This window comes from Streptomyces sp. HB132, from assembly GCF_016909575.1.
GTDB lineage: Bacteria > Actinomycetota > Actinomycetes > Streptomycetales > Streptomycetaceae > Streptomyces.
In genome coordinates, this window is sequence record NZ_JAFBGA010000008.1 from 235,990 (window position 1) to 256,051 (window position 20,062).

At 70.9% G+C, this 20,062-nt stretch carries 14 protein-coding genes and 2 pseudogenes; 11 read left to right on the forward strand and 5 right to left on the reverse strand.

Going from position 1 to position 20,062, the window contains the following annotated elements; all coding sequences use genetic code 11:
• Window positions 1-164 precede the first annotated feature (164 nt).
• The 3 genes and pseudogenes from JOC24_RS19740 (at window position 165) to JOC24_RS19750 (ending at window position 3,593) form a co-directional block, all read left to right on the forward strand.
• Window positions 165-1,373, forward strand: a complete 1,209-nt coding sequence (locus tag JOC24_RS19740; RefSeq protein ID WP_205021661.1) for a CaiB/BaiF CoA transferase family protein — start codon at window positions 165-167, stop codon at window positions 1,371-1,373.
• 45 nt (window positions 1,374-1,418) lie between these two features.
• A pseudogene (locus JOC24_RS19745) lies at window positions 1,419-1,645 on the forward strand (acyl-CoA dehydrogenase family protein); the annotation flags it as partial.
• Between the two features lie 400 nt (window positions 1,646-2,045).
• Window positions 2,046-3,593, forward strand: coding sequence for a pectate lyase family protein (locus tag JOC24_RS19750; RefSeq protein WP_205021662.1), 1,548 nt, complete (start codon window positions 2,046-2,048; stop codon window positions 3,591-3,593).
• A 266-nt stretch (window positions 3,594-3,859) separates the two neighbouring features.
• On the opposite strand, the gene JOC24_RS19755 is transcribed toward JOC24_RS19750, so the two are convergent.
• Window positions 3,860-4,648: an IclR family transcriptional regulator gene (locus JOC24_RS19755; RefSeq protein ID WP_205021663.1), complete on the reverse strand. Its 789-nt coding sequence runs from the start codon at window positions 4,646-4,648 to the stop codon at window positions 3,860-3,862.
• A gap of 92 nt (window positions 4,649-4,740) precedes the next feature.
• Between JOC24_RS19755 and JOC24_RS19760 the strand changes: the two genes are divergently transcribed.
• From JOC24_RS19760 to JOC24_RS19775, 4 genes are all read left to right on the forward strand, one after another.
• Window positions 4,741-5,718 carry a 5-dehydro-4-deoxyglucarate dehydratase gene (locus JOC24_RS19760; RefSeq protein WP_205021664.1) on the forward strand — a complete coding sequence of 326 codons (978 nt, stop codon included), beginning with the start codon at window positions 4,741-4,743 and terminating at the stop codon, window positions 5,716-5,718.
• 108 nt (window positions 5,719-5,826) lie between these two features.
• Window positions 5,827-7,164, forward strand: a complete 1,338-nt coding sequence (locus JOC24_RS19765; RefSeq protein WP_205021665.1) for a gluconate:H+ symporter — start codon at window positions 5,827-5,829, stop codon at window positions 7,162-7,164.
• 50 nt (window positions 7,165-7,214) lie between these two features.
• The gene (locus JOC24_RS19770) at window positions 7,215-8,543 is read left to right on the forward strand and encodes an enolase C-terminal domain-like protein (RefSeq protein WP_205021666.1); all 1,329 of its coding nucleotides are present in this window, start codon (window positions 7,215-7,217) and stop codon (window positions 8,541-8,543) included.
• Between the two features lie 450 nt (window positions 8,544-8,993).
• Window positions 8,994-9,365 (forward strand): hypothetical protein, encoded by a 372-nt coding sequence (locus JOC24_RS19775; RefSeq protein ID WP_205021667.1) that lies wholly within the window; start codon window positions 8,994-8,996, stop codon window positions 9,363-9,365.
• A 584-nt stretch (window positions 9,366-9,949) separates the two neighbouring features.
• Here JOC24_RS19775 and JOC24_RS19780 read toward each other — a convergent pair.
• On the reverse strand, window positions 9,950-10,927 hold the full coding sequence (locus tag JOC24_RS19780) for a hypothetical protein (protein ID WP_205021668.1): 978 nt from the start codon (window positions 10,925-10,927) through the stop codon (window positions 9,950-9,952).
• A gap of 186 nt (window positions 10,928-11,113) precedes the next feature.
• On the opposite strand from JOC24_RS19780, the gene JOC24_RS19785 reads away from it, so the two are divergent.
• Window positions 11,114-13,381, forward strand: coding sequence for a heavy metal translocating P-type ATPase (locus JOC24_RS19785; RefSeq protein WP_205021669.1), 2,268 nt, complete (start codon window positions 11,114-11,116; stop codon window positions 13,379-13,381).
• Window positions 13,382-13,843: 462 nt separating this feature from the next.
• Window positions 13,844-14,296, forward strand: a complete 453-nt coding sequence (locus tag JOC24_RS19790) for a flavodoxin family protein (protein ID WP_205021670.1) — start codon at window positions 13,844-13,846, stop codon at window positions 14,294-14,296.
• 88 nt (window positions 14,297-14,384) lie between these two features.
• Here JOC24_RS19790 and JOC24_RS19795 read toward each other — a convergent pair whose 3' ends face one another.
• From JOC24_RS19795 to JOC24_RS19805, 3 genes are read right to left on the reverse strand one after another with little or no spacing between them, the layout of a single operon-like run.
• Window positions 14,385-16,319, reverse strand: a complete 1,935-nt coding sequence (locus JOC24_RS19795; protein ID WP_205021783.1) for an ABC transporter permease — start codon at window positions 16,317-16,319, stop codon at window positions 14,385-14,387.
• A 29-nt stretch (window positions 16,320-16,348) separates the two neighbouring features.
• Window positions 16,349-17,125 carry a molybdate ABC transporter substrate-binding protein gene (modA, locus tag JOC24_RS19800; protein ID WP_205021671.1) on the reverse strand — a complete coding sequence of 259 codons (777 nt, stop codon included), beginning with the start codon at window positions 17,123-17,125 and terminating at the stop codon, window positions 16,349-16,351.
• Between the two features lie 48 nt (window positions 17,126-17,173).
• Window positions 17,174-17,569: a TOBE domain-containing protein gene (locus JOC24_RS19805; RefSeq protein ID WP_205021672.1), complete on the reverse strand. Its 396-nt coding sequence runs from the start codon at window positions 17,567-17,569 to the stop codon at window positions 17,174-17,176.
• A gap of 374 nt (window positions 17,570-17,943) precedes the next feature.
• On the opposite strand from JOC24_RS19805, the pseudogene JOC24_RS19810 reads away from it, so the two are divergent.
• Together JOC24_RS19810 and JOC24_RS19815 are read left to right on the forward strand one after the other, a co-directional pair.
• A pseudogene (locus JOC24_RS19810) lies at window positions 17,944-18,581 on the forward strand (TetR/AcrR family transcriptional regulator).
• A gap of 206 nt (window positions 18,582-18,787) precedes the next feature.
• Window positions 18,788-20,011: a cytochrome P450 gene (locus JOC24_RS19815; protein ID WP_205021673.1), complete on the forward strand. Its 1,224-nt coding sequence runs from the start codon at window positions 18,788-18,790 to the stop codon at window positions 20,009-20,011.
• Window positions 20,012-20,062: the final 51 nt, after the last annotated feature.

Consider the following 20,062-nt stretch of genomic DNA (forward strand, 5'->3'; position numbering starts at 1 on the left):
CGATGAAAAGAGCGCTCTCACAGCATCACGACTGGGTCTGCTCATGTCAATAACGCGGTGTGGTCGCCGACCACTTCGCGATTCCATGTGCTCGGCGGCTCACCTGCCACACACCATGGGCGCTGACGGGCCCGTAAATATCACCGACATCTCCGGAGGACGACATGGCCGAGAACGCAGCACCCACCGATGAACTGCCGCTGTCCGGCATCACGGTCGTGAGCATCGAACAAGCGGTGGCGGCTCCCTTCGCCACCCGGCAGCTCGCCGATCTCGGCGCGCGGGTGATCAAGGTGGAGCGTCCGGGCGGCGGCGACTTCGCCCGGGCGTACGACACCACGGTGCACGGTCAGTCCAGCTACTTCGTGTGGCTGAACCGCTCCAAGGAATCGGTGACCCTGGACCTGAAATCGGAACAGGGCCGGCAGATCCTCGAGGAACTCCTTTCGCAGGCCGACGTGTTCGTGCAGAACCTGGCGCCCGGTGCCGCCGCGCGCATGGGTCTGGGCCCCGGCGACCTGGCAGAGCGGTTCCCGACGCTCATCCCGTGTTCGGTCACCGGCTACGGATCGAGCGGCCCCTGGGCGGACCGGAAGGCCTACGACCTGCTGGTGCAGTGCCAGACCGGCCTCGTCTCGCTGACCGGCAGCGCGCGGGAGGCCGCCCGGGTCGGGGTTTCGGTCGCCGACATCGCCGCCGGCATGTACGCCTACAGCGGCATCCTCACCGCGCTGTTCACCCGGGCGACCCGCGGTTCCGTACGCGCCGTGGAGGTCTCGCTGTTCGAGGCCCTGGCCGAATGGATGAGTCAGCCCGCCTACTACACGGCGTACAGCGGCGCGCAGCCACCCAGGATCGGCACCCGGCACGCCACCATCGCCCCGTACGGCACCTACACCGCGGCCGACGGCAAGGACGTACTGCTGTCCGTGCAGAACGAACGCGAATGGGCGGCCCTGTGCGAGCGCTTCCTCAAGGCTCCCGGCCTCACCGACGACCCCCGCTTCGCGACCGGGTCCGCCCGGGTGAGCCACCGCGACGAGGTCGACGCCCTCCTGGCCGCCCGGATCGCCGCGTCCGGCAGCGGTGAGGTGATGGAACTGCTGGACGCCATCGGCATCGCCAACGCCCCGGTCAACGACGTCAAGCAGTTCCTCGCGCATCCCGTGCTCAGCGGCCGGGACCGGTGGCGGGAGGTGACCGTACCCGGCGGGGAGACGATGACGGCTCTGCTGCCGCCCGTCGACCTGGCCGGCACCACGCCGTGCATGGGCGCGGTCCCCGCCGTCGGCGAACACACCGGACCGGTCCTGGCCCAGCTGGGATACACGCCAGACCGGATCGCCGCCCTACGGGCCGACGGCGCCGTCTGACCACCCGGCACGCGAGCAGTACCCGCGGCAAGGAGGCCGCCTCGCATGAGCACCCTCGGCATCCTGTCCGAGGACGAACAGCTCATCGTCAGCACGGTGCACGACTTCGTCGACGAGGACACCAAGCCCGTCGCTCGGGAACTCGACCACACCGACACCCGTCCCGAAGCCCTCATCGAGCAGATGAGGAACTCGGCATCTTCGGCCTCGCCGTCCCGGAGGGGTGCGGCGGCACACCGGTTTCGGCGTCCTGCCACGTCCCGGCGGCGGAGCGCGCTGGTCCGCCACGCCTCTCGTCCTCCGCTCGGCGTCACCCTGCCGTATGCACTCATCGCTGAACTACGCCTGCGCGTAGAGGTGTTGCCGTCACCCGCCGCACGGCGGAGCAGGATTCCGCAAGTGTCATGAACCTTGTCAGTTCCACGACGGGCACTCTATTGTCGCGGACAGAAAGCGCTTTCCCCTCCTGTGTCCGGGCCGGTGGAAGCGTCCGCCGCGACGGCCGTCGTGACGGACGCGCATGAGCCGCCACCGGCCCGGCGCGGGGCTTCGATCTGCACAACCCGCCGACGTCAGCTGCACGGTGATGTTCCGTCAGCTCCGCCGGTTCGCCGTTGCGACCGCGGCATGGAGCAGCAACACCAGCACGTGAAGACGAATGGGGACACCAACATGAGACGACCAGTCGCGCTGCGACTCAACGCCGCTCTGGCCACGCTCGCCGTGGCGGCCGCGACCGGCGTGGTGCTGTCGATGCCCGAAGCGGCGTCGGCGGCCGCGACCGGGAGTGCCACCGGGTACGCGACCCAGAACGGCGGGACCACCGGCGGCGCCGGCGGGACGACGGTGCGGGCCACCACGGGTACCGCGATCCACACGGCCCTGTGCAACCGGGCCAGCAGCAGCACCCCGATCACCATCGAGGTCGAGGGCACGATCAACCACGGCAACACCACCAAGGTGTCGGGCGACAGCTGCAACACCGCTGCCGGTGTGATCGAGCTCAAGCAGATCAGCAACGTCACGCTCGTCGGCGTCGGCAGCGGTGCCGTCTTCGATCAGCTGGGCATCCACATCCGCCAGTCCAGCAACATCATCATCCAGAACGTCACCGTGAAGAACGTCAAGAAGTCGGGCTCTCCCACGTCCAACGGCGGTGACGCCATCGGTATGGAGAGCGACGTCCGCAACGTCTGGGTCGACCACACCACCCTCGAGGCGTCGGGCGGTGAGTCGGAGGGGTTCGACGGCCTCTTCGACATGAAGGACAACACCCAGTACGTCACGCTGTCCTACAGCACCCTGCGCAACTCCGGACGCGGCGGTCTGGTGGGGTCCAGCGAGACCGAGCTCTCGAACGGCTACATCACCTACCACCACAACCTGTACGAGAACATCGACTCGCGCGCACCCCTGCTGCGGGGCGGCATCGCCCACATCTACAACAACTACTACGTGAAGCTGAACGAGTCCGGGATCAACTCCCGGGCCGGCGCGCGTGCCAAGGTGGACAACAACTACTTCAAGGACTCCAAGGACGTCCTGGGCACGTTCTACACGGACGCGGCCGGGTACTGGCAGGTCGGCGGCAACACCTTCGACAACGTGACCTGGTCCGCCAAGGGCAGCGAGAACAACCCGGCCGGCCCCGACCCGAAGTCCAACACCACCGTCAGCATCCCCTACTCCTACACCCTGGACAACGCGAGCTGCGTCCCGGCGATCGTGGGTGCGACCGCGGGTGCCAACAAGGGCCTGAAGGTGTCGGACGGCAGCTGCTCGCCGACGACGCCCACCCCCACGCCGGACCCCACGGACCCGACGCCGGACCCCACGGACCCCACTCAGCCCGGCGGGACCAACCTCAGCATCGGCGCCGGCTCCGACGGCTCCAGCAAGGCCGCCGGTACGAGCTACGGCAACGTGCGGGACGGTGACATGAGCACCTCCTGGTCACCGGCCGGATCGACCGGTTCCATCTCGGTCAAGTGGGGAACCGCCACCTCCGTCGCGAAGATCAACATCCGTGAGGCGTCGGGCTCCACGGGCAGCATCGGCGCGTGGAGGGTCCTCAACGGCGACACCGGTGCCGTCCTGACCTCGGGCAGCGGGGCGGGCGTCATCACCGTCCCCAAGACCTCGCTGAAGAAGATCACCTTCGAGATCACCGGCTCCACCGGGACGCCGAAGATCGCCGAGTTCGAGACGTACGCCGGATAACGGCACGGTCCCGGCGTCTGCCCGGGTCCGGGCACCCGCGCTCCGAAAACCTCCGGAGCGCGGGAGACGGGGGCCGGCCACGCCGGAACCCGGTTCGCCGCTTCGCCCGTCACGGGGGCCGTCGAGTGCGACGGCCCCCGTTCGCGCGCAGTCCGCCACCCGGCCCTGCGTGCGGTTCGCTGCTCCCTCCCGTGCCTTCCCTCGCCCGGATGGTCCCCGGCGACGCCGGCCGAGGGTCTCTCGGCGGCCGTACGCCGGTACGGGATTCAGCGCCAGTCGGGTGCGCCGGACGCGGGGGGCAGGACGCTCTCGATCTTCGTCCGGATCTCTCGCATGACCGCCACGACCCGGGCCTCGTGCGCGTCGCCGAGCCGTACCACCGGCACCGAGCAGCTGATGGCGTCGACGGCCGGTGAGTCGTACCGCAGGGCGAAACCGAAGCCCGCGATGCCCGTCACCGTCTCCTCGCGGTCGATGGCGTAGCCGCGCTCGCGCACCCCGGCGAGGTCGGCGAGCAGTGTCGTGCGCTCGGTGTGCGTGTTTGCCGTGCGGGGCGTCAGGGGGCCCTCGGGGATCGGCAGTCGACCGTCCGGGCGCTCGGCGAGCAGGGCCTTGCCGAGCGCGCCGGCGTGGGCCGGGATGCGGCGGCCGACCCGGCTGATGGTGCGCAGGTACTCGTGGGACTCGCGCGTCGCGAGATAGACGACGTTGGGGCCGTCGAGCCGGGCCAGATGAATGGTCTCGCCGAGCGCCTCCGACGCCTCGTCGAGGAAGGGGCGGGCGGCGCGCACACGTGGATCGCTGTCCAGGTAGCTCGTCCCCGTGTGGAGGGCGCGGATGCCGATGCCGTAGAGGGATCCGGTCGTGTCGGTCCGCACCCAGCCGCAGTCGATGAGCGTACGCAGCAGCTGGTACATGCTGCTGCGCGGCACACCCAGCTCCTCGGCGAGCTCGTCCAGGCGGGTCGGGCGGTCGCCCCTGGCGGCGAGGAGTTCGAGCAGCGCGACGGTGCGGAACGCCGACTTCACCCCGCGTACCCCGCTGTTCTCCGGCATGTCCCCCATCGTAAATCCGCTCCGTCACCCCCATTGACCGCGTTGCGTTCACCCGCCTAACCTCCGTTCTCATACATATACGCCATCTGCATATGGAGATGAAGCTTGTGGAGCGGATCAGCGCGGACACCGAAGGCGTCGTTCAGCGGCTGCGGGACGGCATGGCGGGCGGGGTGCTGGCGTTTCCCCTCACCAGCTTCCGGGAGGACGGCGGCTTCGATCCGGAGTCGTACCGGGCGTATCTGACCGCCCAGGTGGCCGCCGCACCCGGCGCGCTGTTCCCGGCGTGCGGGACCGGGGAGTTCAGCGCACTGGACGAGGACGAGTACCGCGAGGTCGTGCGGGCCGCCGTCGAGGTCGCCGACGGCCGGCTGCCCGTGGTGGCGGGCACCGGTTACGGGTGGGCGCAGGCGCTGCGCTTCGCCCGCATCGCGGAGGAGGCCGGAGCCGACGCCCTCCTGGTCATGCCCCACTACCTCGTCGCGGCCCCGCAGGACGGTCTGGTCGAGCAGTTGCGCCGGATCGCGGCCGGCACCCGGCTGCCGCTGATCGCCTACCAGCGCGGCCAGGTCACCTTCACCGCCGGGAGCGTGCGCAGGATCGCCGAGATCCCCACGGTCATCGGCCTCAAGGACGGGCACAGCGACCTCGACCGGCTCCAGCGCCTCACCCTCGCCGCCCCCGACGGCTTCCTCTTCTTCAACGGCGCCGCCACGGCCGAGATCCAGGCGCGCGCCTACGCCACCGTGGGCGTCCCCGCCTACTCCTCGGCGGTCCACGCGTTCGCGCCCGAGATCGCGAACGCCTTCCTCACCGCGCTGAGGGGCGGTGAGGAGGCGGTGACACGGACACTGCTGCGGGACTTCTACGTCCCGCTGGTCGAGTTGCGCGACCGGGTCCCGGGCTACGCCGTGTCCCTGGTGAAGGCCGCCGCCCGGCTGCGCGGACTGCCGGTCGGCCCCGTGCGCGCCCCGCTCGTCGATCCCGACCCGGCCGACCTCGCCGACCTGGAGAAGATCCTCGACGCCGGGCTGGGCCTGGCCGGCGCCACCCGCCGCGGTACCGCCTGAGCCGCGCCCCCACCGGCCCGGTCCACCGCTCCCGCCGCGGAGCCGCCGCGGGCCGGCGGTCCGACAGACCGACAGACCGACAGACCGACAGTTCAAAGGGGAACTGACATGCCGCTCGTCGTAGTCGGGATCAGCGTTCTGGTGCTGCTGCTCCTGATGACCCGTATGAAGCTCAACGGCTTCGCCGCGCTGCTGCTCGTGGCCGTCGGCGTCGCACTCGTCCAGGGGATCCCGGCGATCGAGATCCCGGACGTCCTCTCGGCGGGCATCGGGGACCAGATCGGCGACACCATGCTCACCATCGGCCTCGGCGCCATGGTCGGCCGGGTCATGGGCGACTCCGGAGCCGCACAGCGGATCGCGGGCAAGCTGCTCGACGCCTTCGGGCCGCGCGGGGTCCAGTGGGCCATGGTGGTCACGTCCATGCTCATCGGCGTGACCATGTTCTACGAGGTCGCCTTCATCATCATCGTCCCCATCGCGTTCACGCTCGTCAGGGTCACCGGGGTGAACCTGCTGTGGGTGGGTCTGCCGATGTCGATATCCCTGTCCACGATGCACAGTTTCCTGCCGCCGCACCCCGGCCCCACCGCCGTGGCGGCGACCTTCCACGCCTCCGTCGGCCACACCCTCTTCTACGGCCTCTTCATCGCCGTGCCGGCCGGCGCGCTCGTGGCGCTCCTGTGGCCGCGGCTGCCGTTCGTCAGGGCGATGAACCCCTCCATACCCAACGGTCTGGTCAGTGAGCGGGAGTTCACCGACGAGGAGATGCCCGGCATGGGCTGGTCGCTGTTCGTGGCCCTCTTCCCGGTGGTCCTGATCGCCGGCGCCGCCGTGACCGACATGCTCACGTCCGGCGAGAGCCCCCTGCTGCACGGCGTCGCCTTCATCGGCTCGGCGCCGATCGCGCTCCTGCTGGCCCTTCTCCTGGCGGCCTGGGCGTTCGGACCGCGCATCGGCCGCAGCCTCGCCGACGTCAGTGCCTCCTGTACCTCGGCGGCCAGGGCGATGGCCATGATCCTCCTGGTCATCGGTGCGGGCGGGGCCTTCAAGAACGTCCTCGTCGAGGGCGGGATATCCGACTACATCAAGGACATCACGGAGCACTGGGCGGTCTCGCCGATCATCCTGGCCTGGCTCATCGCGGCCATCCTCCGCATCGCACTGGGTTCGGCGACCGTCGCCGTGGTCACCGCGTCCGGCGTGGTGCTGCCGCTCCTGGCGGGCAGCGGCGTCCACCCCGAGATGATGGTGCTCGCCGTCTCGTGCGGATCGATCGCCTTCTCCCACGTCAACGACCCGGGATTCTGGTTGTTCAAGGAGTACTTCAACCTCTCGGTCATCCAGGCGATCAAGGTCCGTACCGGCTATACGACGGTGCTCGCGGTCCTCGGCCTCGGCGGTGTCCTGGCGGCCGAATGGGCCCTCGACGTCATCGGCCTCTGAACCGCCCGTCCCGGCCGGGTCACCCTCTCGTACATAAGGAGCCGACCAGCATGAACCAGCCGACCATCACCCACTTCGCCGTCTATCCCGTCGCGGGCCGCGACTGCATGGAGCTGAACCTCTCCGGTGCCCACGGCCCCTTCTTCACCCGCAACATCGTCGTCCTGACGGACTCCGAGGGCCGTACGGGACTGGGTGAGGTGCCCGGGGGCGAGAAGATCACCCAGACCCTGCGGGATGCCGAGGCGCTGGTCGTCGGCGCGAAGGTGGGCGACCACAAGCGTGTCCTGCGCGAGATCGGGAGCCGGTTCGCGGACCGTGACTCGGGCGGGAGGGGCGCCCAGACCTTCGACCTGCGGACCACCGTCCACGCCGTCACGGCCGTCGAGTCGGCCCTGCTCGACCTGCTGGGCCAGCACCTCGACGTGCCGGTGGCGGCGCTCCTCGGCGACGGTCAGCAGCGGGACTCCGTACGGGTGCTGGGCTATCTCTTCTACGTCGGTGACCCCGACCGCACGGACCTGCCGTACGTCCGCGAACCCGGGTCCGACGTCGACTGGTACCGCATCCGGCACGAGGAGGCCCTCACCCCCGCGGCGATCGTGCGTCAGGCCGAGGCCGCCTACGACCTCTACGGCTTCAAGGACTTCAAGCTGAAGGGCGGAGTCCTCGCGGGCGCGGAGGAGGTCGAGGCAGTACGCGCGCTCAAGGACCGCTTCCCCTCGGCACGGATCACCCTGGACCCGAACGGCGCCTGGTCACTGCGCGAGGCCATCGAGCTCTGCTCCCCGCTGGTGGGCACACTCGCCTACGCCGAGGACCCCTGCGGGGCGGAGGACGGCTACTCGGGGCGCGAGGTCCTCGCCGAGTTCCGCCGTGCGACGGGCCTTCCCACCGCGACCAACATGATCGCCACCGACTGGCGGCAGCTGACCCACGCCCTGGCCCTGCAGTCGGTCTCCATCCCGCTCGCCGACCCGCACTTCTGGACCATGCAGGGCTCCGTGCGCGTGGCCCAGCTGTGCAACGCGATGGGCCTCACCTGGGGCTGTCACTCCAACAACCACTTCGACATCTCACTCGCCATGATCACGCACTGCGGTGCCGCCGCACCGGGTGAGTACAACGCCCTGGACACGCACTGGATCTGGCAGGAGGGCCTCGAGCGGCTGACCGTCGACCCGCCCCGCATCACCGACGGTGAGATCGCCGTTCCCGACGCCCCGGGCCTGGGCGTCGAGCTGGACATCGACCGCCTCCACGCCGCCCACGAGCTCTACCTGGAGAAGGCGTTGGGCGCGCGGGACGACGCCGACGCCATGCAGTACCTCGTACCCGGCTGGACCTTCGATGCCAAGCGGCCCTGCCTGGTGCGATAGGCGCTTCGGGTCGCGGGCGGCCAGGCTCTGTCCGGCGGAGGCAGAGCCTGGCGTGAACTGCCCAGGGCGGGTCGCGGCGTGGGACGAGCCGAGAACGGCGGCTCGTCCCGAACTCCCAGGAGCCGCAGGAGGGTTCACGCGGCCCCGCTCGTGGCAGGGACCGTACGCCCGGCACGAACGAACCGTGCACACGGTCTCATACGGCCCTCTGGTGTATGGCTGCTCCCTGCGCGGCCACGAACCAACTCGTCCCGATGCGACTCTCCTTGGGCGACGGCACGAACACGGGCCGCGCCGTCGAAGCGGTCGCGGTCCGGGTGAAGCGTATTGTCCTTTTCTGTTCACATATACCGCTATTAAATTAATACGTGTATTCGATTTTCTTGATACCGTCCGCTGGTATTCATTTCTGACCAGGGGGTTCTCTTGAAGACTCGTAAAGTAGTCACCGTGCTCGCCGCAGCCGCCGCGTTCTCGTTCCTCGGGGCCAACGCCGCCGTCGCCGCGGACTACAAGATGACCACGCTGGGACACTTCATCGTCCCGGGCGGGACGATGGAGTTCACCAAGTACGGCGACATCGTCAAGGTGTGCGACACCGATGCCGACGGCATGGCAGCCAAGGGCTGGGTCAAGGAGGCCGGTGGCGGCACGCGCTACAGCCTTCAGGCCGGCGGCAACGGTAAGTGCGTGACCAAGCGGGCGAGCATGGGCGGTGCGTACGACATCCCCGAGGGCGGGACGCACGAGTTCCTGGTGTGCCTGCACACCTCCTCGGACGACGGGTACTGCAACCGGCAGAACTGGAAGAACAACGGCTGACCGTCCGTCGGCCGACCAGGACGGCTCCCCGCGCCCCCGGGTGCGGGGAGCCGTCCTGCGTGCCAGTCCCCTCGAACCGTGTGCACCCTCCTGTGCGGTCGGTCCCGCGTTGAGGCCGGCCCGGACCGCACGTTCCCGCCGCCGCGAGCTCGCCGACGCCCCATCGCTGAAGCCCCTTTCCCCGGGGGCGAGTCCCGCTGCGGAGGCAGGCCCGTTCGTGCCCGTTCGTGCCGGCTGCCGACGACCGTAAGGGTCGGCGAAGCGGCACTACGGCATCCGGTTCGGAGGGGCTTGGTCGGCTGCGGCCCAAGTCGACGCGTGACGCGTGGCGTTGACTGCTCATCATCCGCGCTGCATCAGCTCGCGCGCGCCGTCGCGGGTCCGATCGGCCTGATCCCGGACCTCGTCGCCGACTGCCGGTCACCGGCGCCCCGACCCGTCGACGATCTGCACATCGACCTCCGGGGTCGGGGCCTCGTCGTGCCCTTCCGTCGCGGCAGCACCTGGACGACGGACAGGACGCGCGGCCGGGGTGCATCGAGGGCCGAGCGCGGGCCCGTCGGGTGAGGTCCTCGGGGTGGACGTCAGTGCCCGTGGCCTCCGTCCTCGTCCCTGTCCGACGGTCCGTCCCCATGTCCGTCCTCGGGTTCCGCCGAGGGGGCCGTCGGGTGGGGGGTCGTCGCCTCTCCGGACGGAACGGTGAAGGCCGCCGTCCGGACGGTGCCGTCGTGCTTGAAGTCCAGGAACAGCCGGTAGGTGGCGGGGCTGGGCGCGGTCGCGGTGAAGGAGACCTCCGGCCCCGGCTTCGTGGAGCCGTCGCCGGGTTCGCCGTCGGGGTGGACGTGGAGGTAGGCGAGGTCGCCTGCGCGCAGGGCGACGAGATGACCGTACGCGCCCAGATAGGGCTGCAGGTCGGTGACGGGCCGGCCGTCCTTCCGCACGCTGAAGGTGATGTGCTCCGGCGCCTCGGGGCGCAGGGTGCCGTTCAGGGAGACCGTGTACCCGTCGACCGAGGCGGTCCGGGACGGCTTCGGGGGTTCCGCCGCCTTGTAGGGCCCGGATACGGCCAGGTCCGCGCCCAGCGTCAGGTCGGCGGCGTTCTCGCCGGCCGGTGTGAAGTCGGCGAAGACCCGGTAGTCACCCGCCGCGGGCAACTTGACCGGGGTGCTCCACGTGCCGTCGTCCGCCCGGGTGGGATGCAGGTGGCGGTAGGTGGCCATATCGCGTGAGGCGAGGATCAGGTGCAGTTCCTTGTCGTGCTCGCGTTGAAACGCCGTGACCTGCCGACCCGCCCGGTCCCGGATGGTGAAGCGCAGCTCACCCGGCTGCGCTGCCTCCAGGCGAGGGGGCCTGAGGTCGAGCGTGTACCCGCCCTCGGTGATCTGGAGACCCCCGGCGGGGGAGTCGCCGGCGCCGGGGCCGGCGCTCTCCGCGTGAGCGGTGCTCTCGGCGGGCTCGGCGGAACCCGCCCCGGGGCCGACGGCAGCCCCGATGCCGTAGGCGGCTCCGAAGGAGGCCGCGAGTGCGGCGGTGAAAGCGGTGATCTTCGCGGCGGGGTTCATGACTGCTCCTGTGCTCTGTGCGCGGAGGGCCCGCGATGGCCCGACGCCTTCGATCGTATACCCGCTGGGGGTATGTGTAACCGAGTCGGGCGAGGCTTGCTGCATATACGGGTAGGGGGTATATGTTGGGCATCGCAGAGTATACCCATGAGGGGTATACTGGCCCCGTTCGGAGAGGAGTAGTCGATGACTCCCACGAAGCCCGGCGCCGCCCGGGTCGAGCTCGCCATCGGCGGGATGACCTGTGCCTCGTGCGCGGCCCGGATCGAGAAGAAGCTCAACCGCATGGAAGGGGTCGAGGCCACCGTCAACTACGCCACGGAGAAGGCCGGAGTCGCCTTCGCCGACGGCGTCTCGGTGGACGACCTCATCGCCACGGTCGAGGCCACCGGTTACACCGCCAGGCGCCCCGCCCCGCCCCGCCCCGCGAGCGCCGACGCACCCGCCGTCGGCCCGGGCGAGGAGGAGTCGGCCGGCGCCGAGCTGAGGTCCTTGCGTCAGCGGCTCCTCACCGCGGCGCTGCTCGCCGCGCCGGTCATCGCGATGGCGATGGTCCCGGCCCTCCAGTTCGAGTACTGGCAGTGGCTCTCACTCACGCTCGCCGCGCCGGTCGTCACGTACGCCGCCTGGCCCTTCCACCGTGCCGCCTGGACCAACGCCCGGCACGGCGCGGCCACCATGGACACCCTGATCTCGGTCGGTACGTCGGCCGCGTTCCTGTGGTCGTTGTGGGCGCTCTTCTTCGGAACGGCCGGCATGCCGGGCATGACGCATCCCTTCGAATTCACGATCAGCCGAAGCGACGGGGCGGGAAACATCTACCTGGAGGCCGCTGCCGGTGTCACGGCCTTCATCCTGGCCGGCCGGTACTTCGAGGCACGCTCGAAGCGCAAGGCGGGCGCGGCGCTCAGAGCGCTCATGGAGCTTGGGGCCAAGGAGGTCACCGTGCTGCGCGAGGGCCGGGAGACCACCCTGCCCACGGCGGATCTGAGTGTCGGGGACCGCTTCCTGGTCCGCCCCGGCGAGAAGATCGCCACGGACGGGACGGTGGTGGAGGGCTCCTCCGCCGTCGACGTCTCGATGCTCACCGGCGAGTCGGTACCCATCGAGGTCGCCACCGGTGACGCCGTCACGGGTGCGACCCTCAACGCCGGCGGCCGTCTGGTCGTCGAGGCCACCAGGGTCGGCGCCGACACCCAGCTGGCCCGGATGGCCGCGCTCGTGGAGGAGGCACAGAACGGCAAGGCCGCCGCACAGCGCCTCGCGGACCGGATCTCCGCCGTCTTCGTACCGGTCGTCATCGGGCTGGCCCTCGCGACGCTCGGATTCTGGCTCGGCTCGGGCGCCGGACTCACCGCCGCCTTCACCGCGGCCGTCGCCGTGCTGATCATCGCCTGCCCCTGCGCACTGGGCCTGGCCACGCCCACCGCCCTGCTCGTCGGCACCGGTCGCGGGGCCCAGCTCGGCATCCTGATCAAGGGACCGGAGGTCCTGGAGACCACCCGCAGAGCCGACACGATCCTCCTCGACAAGACGGGCACCGTCACCACAGGGCGCATGACGCTGCTGAGGGTGCACACCGCCGGGGCCACGGATGAGGCCGAAGTGCTGCGTCTCGCAGGTGCGTTGGAGCACTCCTCCGAACACCCGATCGCCCGGGCCGTCGCCGAGGGTGCCGCAGGGACGGTGGGCGCGCTGCCCGTTCCCGAGGACTTCGCCAACGTCCCCGGTCTCGGTGTCCAGGGCGTCGTCGAGGGCCGTGCCGTGCTCGTCGGCCGCGAGAAGCTGTTGGCAGAGTGGGCCGTCGAGCTTCCCCAGGAGCTCAGGAACGCCAAGGACGCGGCCGAGAAGGAGGGGAAGACCGTCGTCGCGGTCGCCTGGGACGGCGAGGCGCGTGCGGTCCTGGAGGTCGCCGACGCGGTCAAGGACACCAGCGCCGAAGCAGTCGAGCGGCTGCGCGGCCTGGGTCTGACACCAGTTCTGCTGACCGGTGACAACAAGGCGGTCGCCGAATCCGTCGCGGCCCAGGTGGGCATCGACGAGGTCATCGCCGAGGTCATGCCGCAGGACAAGGCCGAGGTCGTAAGGAAGCTCCAGGCCGAAGGCCGCAGCGTCGCCATGGTGGGCGACGGTGTCAACGACGCCGCCGCGCTCGCCCAGGCGGACCTGGGCCTGTCGATGGGGACCGGCACGGACGCCGCCATCGAGGCGGGGGACCTGACGCTCGTACGCGGGGACCTGCGGGTGGCGGCCGACGCGATCCGGCTCTCCCGCAGGACGCTGGGAACGATCCGCTCGAATCTGTTCTGGGCCTTCGCCTACAACGTGGCGGCCCTCCCGCTCGCCGCGGCCGGCCTGCTCAACCCGATGATCGCGGGAGCGGCCATGGCCTTCTCCTCGGTCTTCGTCGTCGGCAACAGCCTGCGCCTGCGGGGCTTCCGTGCCGGCGGCTGAGCCGGCACACACGGCCCGCGGCCTGCCCCTCCGCGCGCTGTCGGCGAATTCAGATGTCGAGCCCGGTGCGAGCTGAAGCACGTACCGGGCTCTCCCGTCCGAACTCCGACAGCACCGAGAGGTCCAAGCCCGGATCGGTCAGATCCGTTACGAGCGCGTACGCGAAGTCGATTCCCGCCCGCACCGCCCCCGCGGCCCACCGGTCAGCCAGGCCTTCCACGAACTGCGAACCAACACCATGGCGAGCGGGCCCGGCGACCGCTCGGGCCTACCGCGCGGGGAACAGGTCCGCGCACTCCTCATCGCGGAACGGCGTCCCCGGCCCGCCCCGGATCCGGATCGCCGGCCCCCCTTCGGGAAGGCGGCCCGAGCCAGCCGCAGAGAGCTCAGCGGGAACGTCTCCCGGCTCCGTCGGCCGCATCGGCACCGGCACCCACCCCGTACGACAGGTAGGTTCGGCACGTGGCCACTCTGCTGATCGTGCATCACACGCCCTCGCCCAACTGCCAGGCGCTGTTCGAAGCGGTGGTCGCCGGTGCGACGACGGAGGACATCGAGGGCGTACGGGTCGTGCGGCGGGCCGCGCTCTCCGCGACGGCGTCCGACGTGCTCGCCGCCGACGGCTATCTGCTCGGTACCCCCGCGAACCTCGGCTACATGTCCGGCGCCCTGAAGCACTTCTTCGACCAGGTCTACTACCCCTGCCTGGACACGACGAAGGGCCGGCCCTTCGGCTACTGGGTGCACGGCGGCAACGACGTCACCGGTGCCGTACGGGGCATCGAGACGATCACCACCGGCCTCGGCTGGCGCCGTGCGGCCGACGCGGTGACGGTCACCGGTGAGCCGGGCAGGACCGACACCGAGGCGTGCTGGGAACTGGGCGCCACAGTCGCCGCCGGACTGATGGTCTGACGGGTCCCCGGCCGGACGGCCGCCTCACGGTCGCTGCCGGACGGGTGGCTCGAGAGCCGCTGCCGGACCGGTGGCGGCCCGACGGCCCCTACCGGGGGACGAGGGTCGCCTCGGTCGCCTTCACACTGGTCCAGACCGACACCCCGTCGGCGAGGCCGAGTTCGGCGGCGGCCTGCGGGGTGATCTCCGCGACGAGGTCGGGAGCCTTCGGTGAGGAGACCAGGACACGCAGCCGGCTGCCGCTGGCGGTGATCTCGCGCACCGTACCCGGCCAGACGTTGCGCGGGCTGCCACTCGGCTTCTCGCGGTGCACGGAGACGGCTTCGGGACCGATGACGGCGAGGGCGGGGGTTCCGGCGGGCAGTGGCTCCGCGGCGACCAGGTGGCCCCCGCCGCGGAGCCCGAGGCCCTCCGCCGTGGCCGTCCCCGGCCAGGCGTTGCGCCCGAGCATCCTGGCGACCCAGGGGGAGCGCGGATGACGGGTGACCTCGCCGGGCGCCGCGTCCTGAAGGGCCCGGCCCTCGTCGAGCACGAGGACGCGGTCGGCCAGCGAGACGGCCTCGACCGGATCGTGCGTGACGATCAGGCAGACGCCTCCGAAGCCGTCGAGGTGGGTGCGCAGGGTATGGCGCACGTGGGCGCGGGTCGTCTGGTCGAGGGCGGCGAGCGGTTCGTCCAGGAGCAGCAGCCGGGGGCGCGCGGCGAGCGCGCGGGCGAGCGCGACGCGCTGTGCCTGGCCGCCGGAGAGCTGCGCGGGCCTGCGGGAGGCCAGGTGTCCTACGCCGAGGCGGTCGAGCCACTGACGGGCACTGTCCCTGGCCTCCGCGCGCGAAACCCCGTGGGCGCGGAGCCCGTAAGCGGTGTTGGCCAGTGCGGAGAGGTGCGGGAACAGGGCGCCGTCCTGCGGGACCCACGCGACGCCCCGCCGGTGCGGGGGCAGACTGCCGGTGTCGGTGTCCCCGAGGCGCAGCGCGGCGTGGGCACGCGGCGTCAGGCCGAGCAACGCGCGCAACAGGGTCGTCTTGCCCGCGCCGTTCGGGCCGACAACGGCGATCGTCGTACCCGGCTCCGCTTCGAGGGTGAGCTGGTTGAAACCGGTGACTTCGGCGCGCAGCGGCCAGCTCTCGCGGGGCCCCGGGGGAGCGGAGGGGGGAACCGGGTCGTTCGCGGACCGCCCCGGATCCGGCTCCACGGGGCGGTGCGGCGGCGCGGCGGCACGGGGTGTCCCGGCCCATCGTCCGCGCAGGGCGAAGAGCACCGCCATCGCGATGACCAGCAGGAGCAGCGAGACGGAGGTGGCCGCCTCCGGGGAGTCCTGGAGCAGCAGATACACCTGCAGCGGCAGGGTCTGCGTGGTGCCCGGCAGGTTGCCCGCGAAGGTGATGGTCGCGCCGAACTCCCCCAGCGCCCGTGCCCAGGTCAGTGCCGCCCCCGCGGCCAGGCCCGGAGCCACCATGGGCAGCGTCACCGTGAAGAACACCCGCACCGGTGAGGCGCCCAGGGACGCGGCCGTCTCCTCGTAGCGGGGATGCAGGCCGCTCAGGGCCCCTTCGAGGCTGATGACGAGGAACGGCATCGCGACGAAGGCCGCGGCGAGGACCGCCCCGGAAGTGTGGAACGGCAGCGTGAGGCCGAACGCGTCCTCCAGCCAGGGCCCGAGCAGCCCCCGTCGCCCGAACGCGAGCAGCAGGGCCACGCCGCCGACGGTCGGCGGGAGCACCATCGGCAGCAGGACGAGCGAGCGCACGAGGGCCTTGCCGGGGAAGTCGACGCGGGCCAGCAGCCAGGCCAGGGGCACGCCCAGCACGAGGGAGAGCCCGAGCGCCCAGCCCGAGACTAGGAGCGACAGTCTCAGGGCCTGGGTGGTGCCGGGACCGGTCAGATGCGTGCCGAGCTCTCCCCAGTTCGTGCGCGCCAGGATGCCGGCCAGCGGCAGCATCAGGAACACGACCGCGAGCAGTGCGGGAACCGCCAGGGCCAACGGGGTACGGGGGCCCGAGGGGCGGCTGCGGAACTGTTTCATCGCCTTGTCCCACGGGTCCGTCCTGGTCTTCACGGCTTCTGGAATCCCGCGCCCCGGAGGATCTTCTGCGCCTCGGGCGTGGACAGCCAGGACACGAACGCGGCCGCGGCCTTGCTGTTCTCGGACGACTTGAGTGTCGCGGCCGGATAGGAGGCGATTGCGTTCTGCGCGTCGGGGATGTCGATCGCGTCGACCTTGTCGGTGGCCGCGGCGGCGTCCGTCCGGTAGACGAGACCGGCGTCCGCCTCCCCGAGTTCGACCTTGCTGAGGACGGCGCGGACATTGGGTTCCTGGGAGACCGGCTTCACGTCGATCTTCTGGGCGTCGAGGATCTGCCGGCCGTAGCGGCCGACCGGTACCTCGGGTGCGGCCAGGACCACCTTCAGTGCGGGATCCGCGAGGTCCGCAAGACGCTCGACCTTGCCGGGGTTCCCTTCGGCGGTGGCGATGACCAGACGGTTCTTCGCGATGACCGTGGGTCTGCCGGTGTCCGCCGCCAGACCGTCCATCGTCCTGGTGTCGGCGGTGACCAGCGCGTCCGCGGGCGCGCCCTGCCCGACCTGGGCCGCGAGCTCCTGCGACCCCGCGAAGGAGAACGTCACCCTCGTGCCGGGGTGCTCCTTCTCGTACGCGGCGCCGGCGGTCGCGAAGACGTCGGTCAGGGACGAGGCGGCCAGCACGGTCAGCCGGGTCTTCGCCTCGCCGGAGGCGCTGTCGTCGCCGCCGCCGCACGCGGTCAGGGTGGCGAGCAGCACCGCGGGCAGGGCCACGGCGCCGCCCCGGCGGCCGGTGAGGGTGAAGGACATCGGGAGAACTCCTCGGTCAGGGGCCGCCGCGCGGCGGCTGGTGCCTCGTCAGGCGCGGTCGATGTGCACGCTGGTCGACTTCACGCGGGCCGTGGCCTGCATGCCGACCTCGAGTCCCAGCTCCTCCACGGCTTCCCGGGTCAGGAGCGAGACGAGACGGTGCGGACCGGCCTGGATCTCGACCTGGGCCGCGACGTCACCGAGCTTCACCGCGGTGACGATGCCGGGGAAGGCATTGCGCGCCGAGGTGTAGGGGACCTCTTCCTCGCCGGGGCCCGCCTGGGCGACCTCGACGGAGAACGCGGCCAGATCACGGCCGTCGACGAGACGACGCCCGCTCTCGTCCCGATGGGTCGCCACCCGGCCCGCGTCCGCCCAGCGGCGGGCGGTGTCCGGGCTCACGCCGAGAAGGCGTGCCGCCTGCCCGATGGTGTAGGACTGCATGTGCGACACAATAAGTTGAACATGCTCGCATTTACAATGTGCACGGCGTTCAGGCCTCGCAGATGCGTGGCCCTCGGGGTGGCGGAAGTCGCGTGGGTGCCCCAGTCGCTTTGCGCCAATCACGGGTCCCGCCGAGCTGTGCGCTCCCGGCCCGCGCAGACCACCGACTGCGCTCGGCTCGCCGGGTCCTGAAGCGGAACCACCCCCACCCGTACGCTCCTCGCCGCAGGCGGCGCCGGTGTCGAAGGCCGCCGCAGACCCTGCGGGGCCGGGCGCGTAACCATCTCGGCCATTCTTGAATCAGTCGCTTGACCGGTGAGGCGCTCCCGGATTGCCTGGATACCCCGAGACGCCCTCGACCGAGGAGACGGCGCATGGAACGCACGGTGCGGGCCGAGCAGGTCAGCGGGACCAGGGAGCGGATCCTGCACGCCGCGGAACGGCTGTTCGCCGAGCGCGGCGTACGCGGTGTCCGACCGCCGGGTCAGCGAAGCCGCGCAGCAGGGCAACAACGCCGCGGTCGGCTATCACTTCGGGACGAAGGCCGACCTGGTGCGGGCGATCACCCGGAAGCACAGCAGACAGATCGAGGAGGCCCGCGCCCGTCTGCTCGCCGGTATCGAGGACCCCACGGACATCGGGGGAGTGGGTGGCCTGTCCGGTGCGCCCCACCACCGAGCACCTCGCCGCGCCTGGGAGCCCCACCTGGTTCGCGCGGTTCTGCGCCCAGGCCATGGCCGATCCCGCCCGGCAGGACATCGTGACCGAGGAGTCGCTCGCCTGTCCGCCGACACTGAGAACCCTCGAAGGGCTGAACCGCTGCCTGCCGGACCTGCCGGCCGACGTCCACATCGAGCGGGCCGCCATGTCACGCATCCTGATCCTTCGCACCTGTGCCGAGCGTGAACGCGCTCTCGCCGGGAGCACCTCCACGCCCTGCGGCAACTGGCACGACACGGCCACCGGACTGATCGACGCCGTCGTCGGCCTCTGGACGGCGCCGGTCACGTAGGGCCGCTGACGGTGCCCGTCCCCCTCCGCTCCCGCGGCGCTGACGATTCGTGGCCTGCCCCCGGCGCGACCGCACAGCCATGGCCTCCGCCGGAGTGCTCCCGAACCGACGTAACCGAGCCGCCAATCGGCGGTCCGGGCACTCGAACCGTCCGCGCCGAGACAGCTGCCGACGGCAGGTCACCCGCACGACGAAGTGAGGAAGCGATGACCAGCACCGTACGTCCGGAAGAGGCGCACACGCCTCCGGTCCCTGAGTTCCCGATGGCCCGGGCGAAAGACTGCCCGTTCGACCCGCCGCCCGCGCTGAGGACCGAACAGGAGCAGGGGGCCCTGAGGAAGGTCGGCCTGTGGGACGGGAGCACCCCCTGGCTGGTGACCCGCTACGCCGAGCAGCGCGCACTCCTCGCCGACCCGAGGATCAGCGCCGACGTCACACGGGCCGGCTACCCCAGCCCCGCGCCCTTGAGGGGAACGAGCTTCAGCTTCATCCTCATGGACGACCCCGAACACGCCCGCCGGCGAAGGATGGTCACCGCCCCCTTCACGATCAAACGGGTCGAGGCGCTGCGCCCGGCCGTCCGGAGGATCGTGGACGGACTGATCGACGAGATGCTGGCCGGGCCCCCGCGGGCCGACCTCGTCCCGGCGTTCGCGCTCCCCGTCCCCTCGCTCGTGATCTGCGAACTGCTCGGAGTGCCGTACGCCGACCACGACTTCTTCCAGGAGAACAGCAAGATTCTGATCAGTCGCAGCGCGGCTCCCGAGGTACGCGCCGGGGCCCACGGCAATCTGATCGGGTATCTGGACGAGCTGATGGGCCACAAGATGGCCCGGCCCGCGGGCGACCTCCTTTCGGGGCTCGGCACCCGGGTCGAGGCGGGCGAGCTGTCCCGCCGGGAGGCCGCCGAGACCGGCGTGCTCCTGCTGCTCGCCGGGCACGAGACCACCGCGAACATGATCGCTCTGGGCACCCTCGCCCTGCTCGAACACCCCGACCAGCTCGCCCTCCTCCGCGGGACCGAGGACCCCAAGGCGGTCTCCGGCGCCGTCGAGGAGCTGTTGCGCTACCTGAACATCACCCACAGCGGGCGCCGTCGCGTCGCTCTTGAGGACATCGAGATCGCGGGCGAGGTCATCCGGGCGGGCGAGGGGATCATCGTGCCCAACGACATCGGCAACCGCGACCCAGCGGTCTTCGCCGACCCTGACCGGCTCGACCTCCGGCGCGACGCGCGGCGCCACGTCGCGTTCGGATTCGGCGTGCACCAGTGCCTCGGACAGCCGTTGGCACGTATGGAGCTGCAAGTCGTCTACAGCACCCTCTACCGCCGGATCCCGACCCTGCGGTTGGACGCGGCCCTGGAGGAGCTGTCGTTCAAGCACGACGGGGCCGTCTACGGCGTACACGGACTGCCCGTGGCCTGGTGATCGCTTCTGACGCGCCCGACCCACCGTGACACCACCGACGAAGGAGTGCAT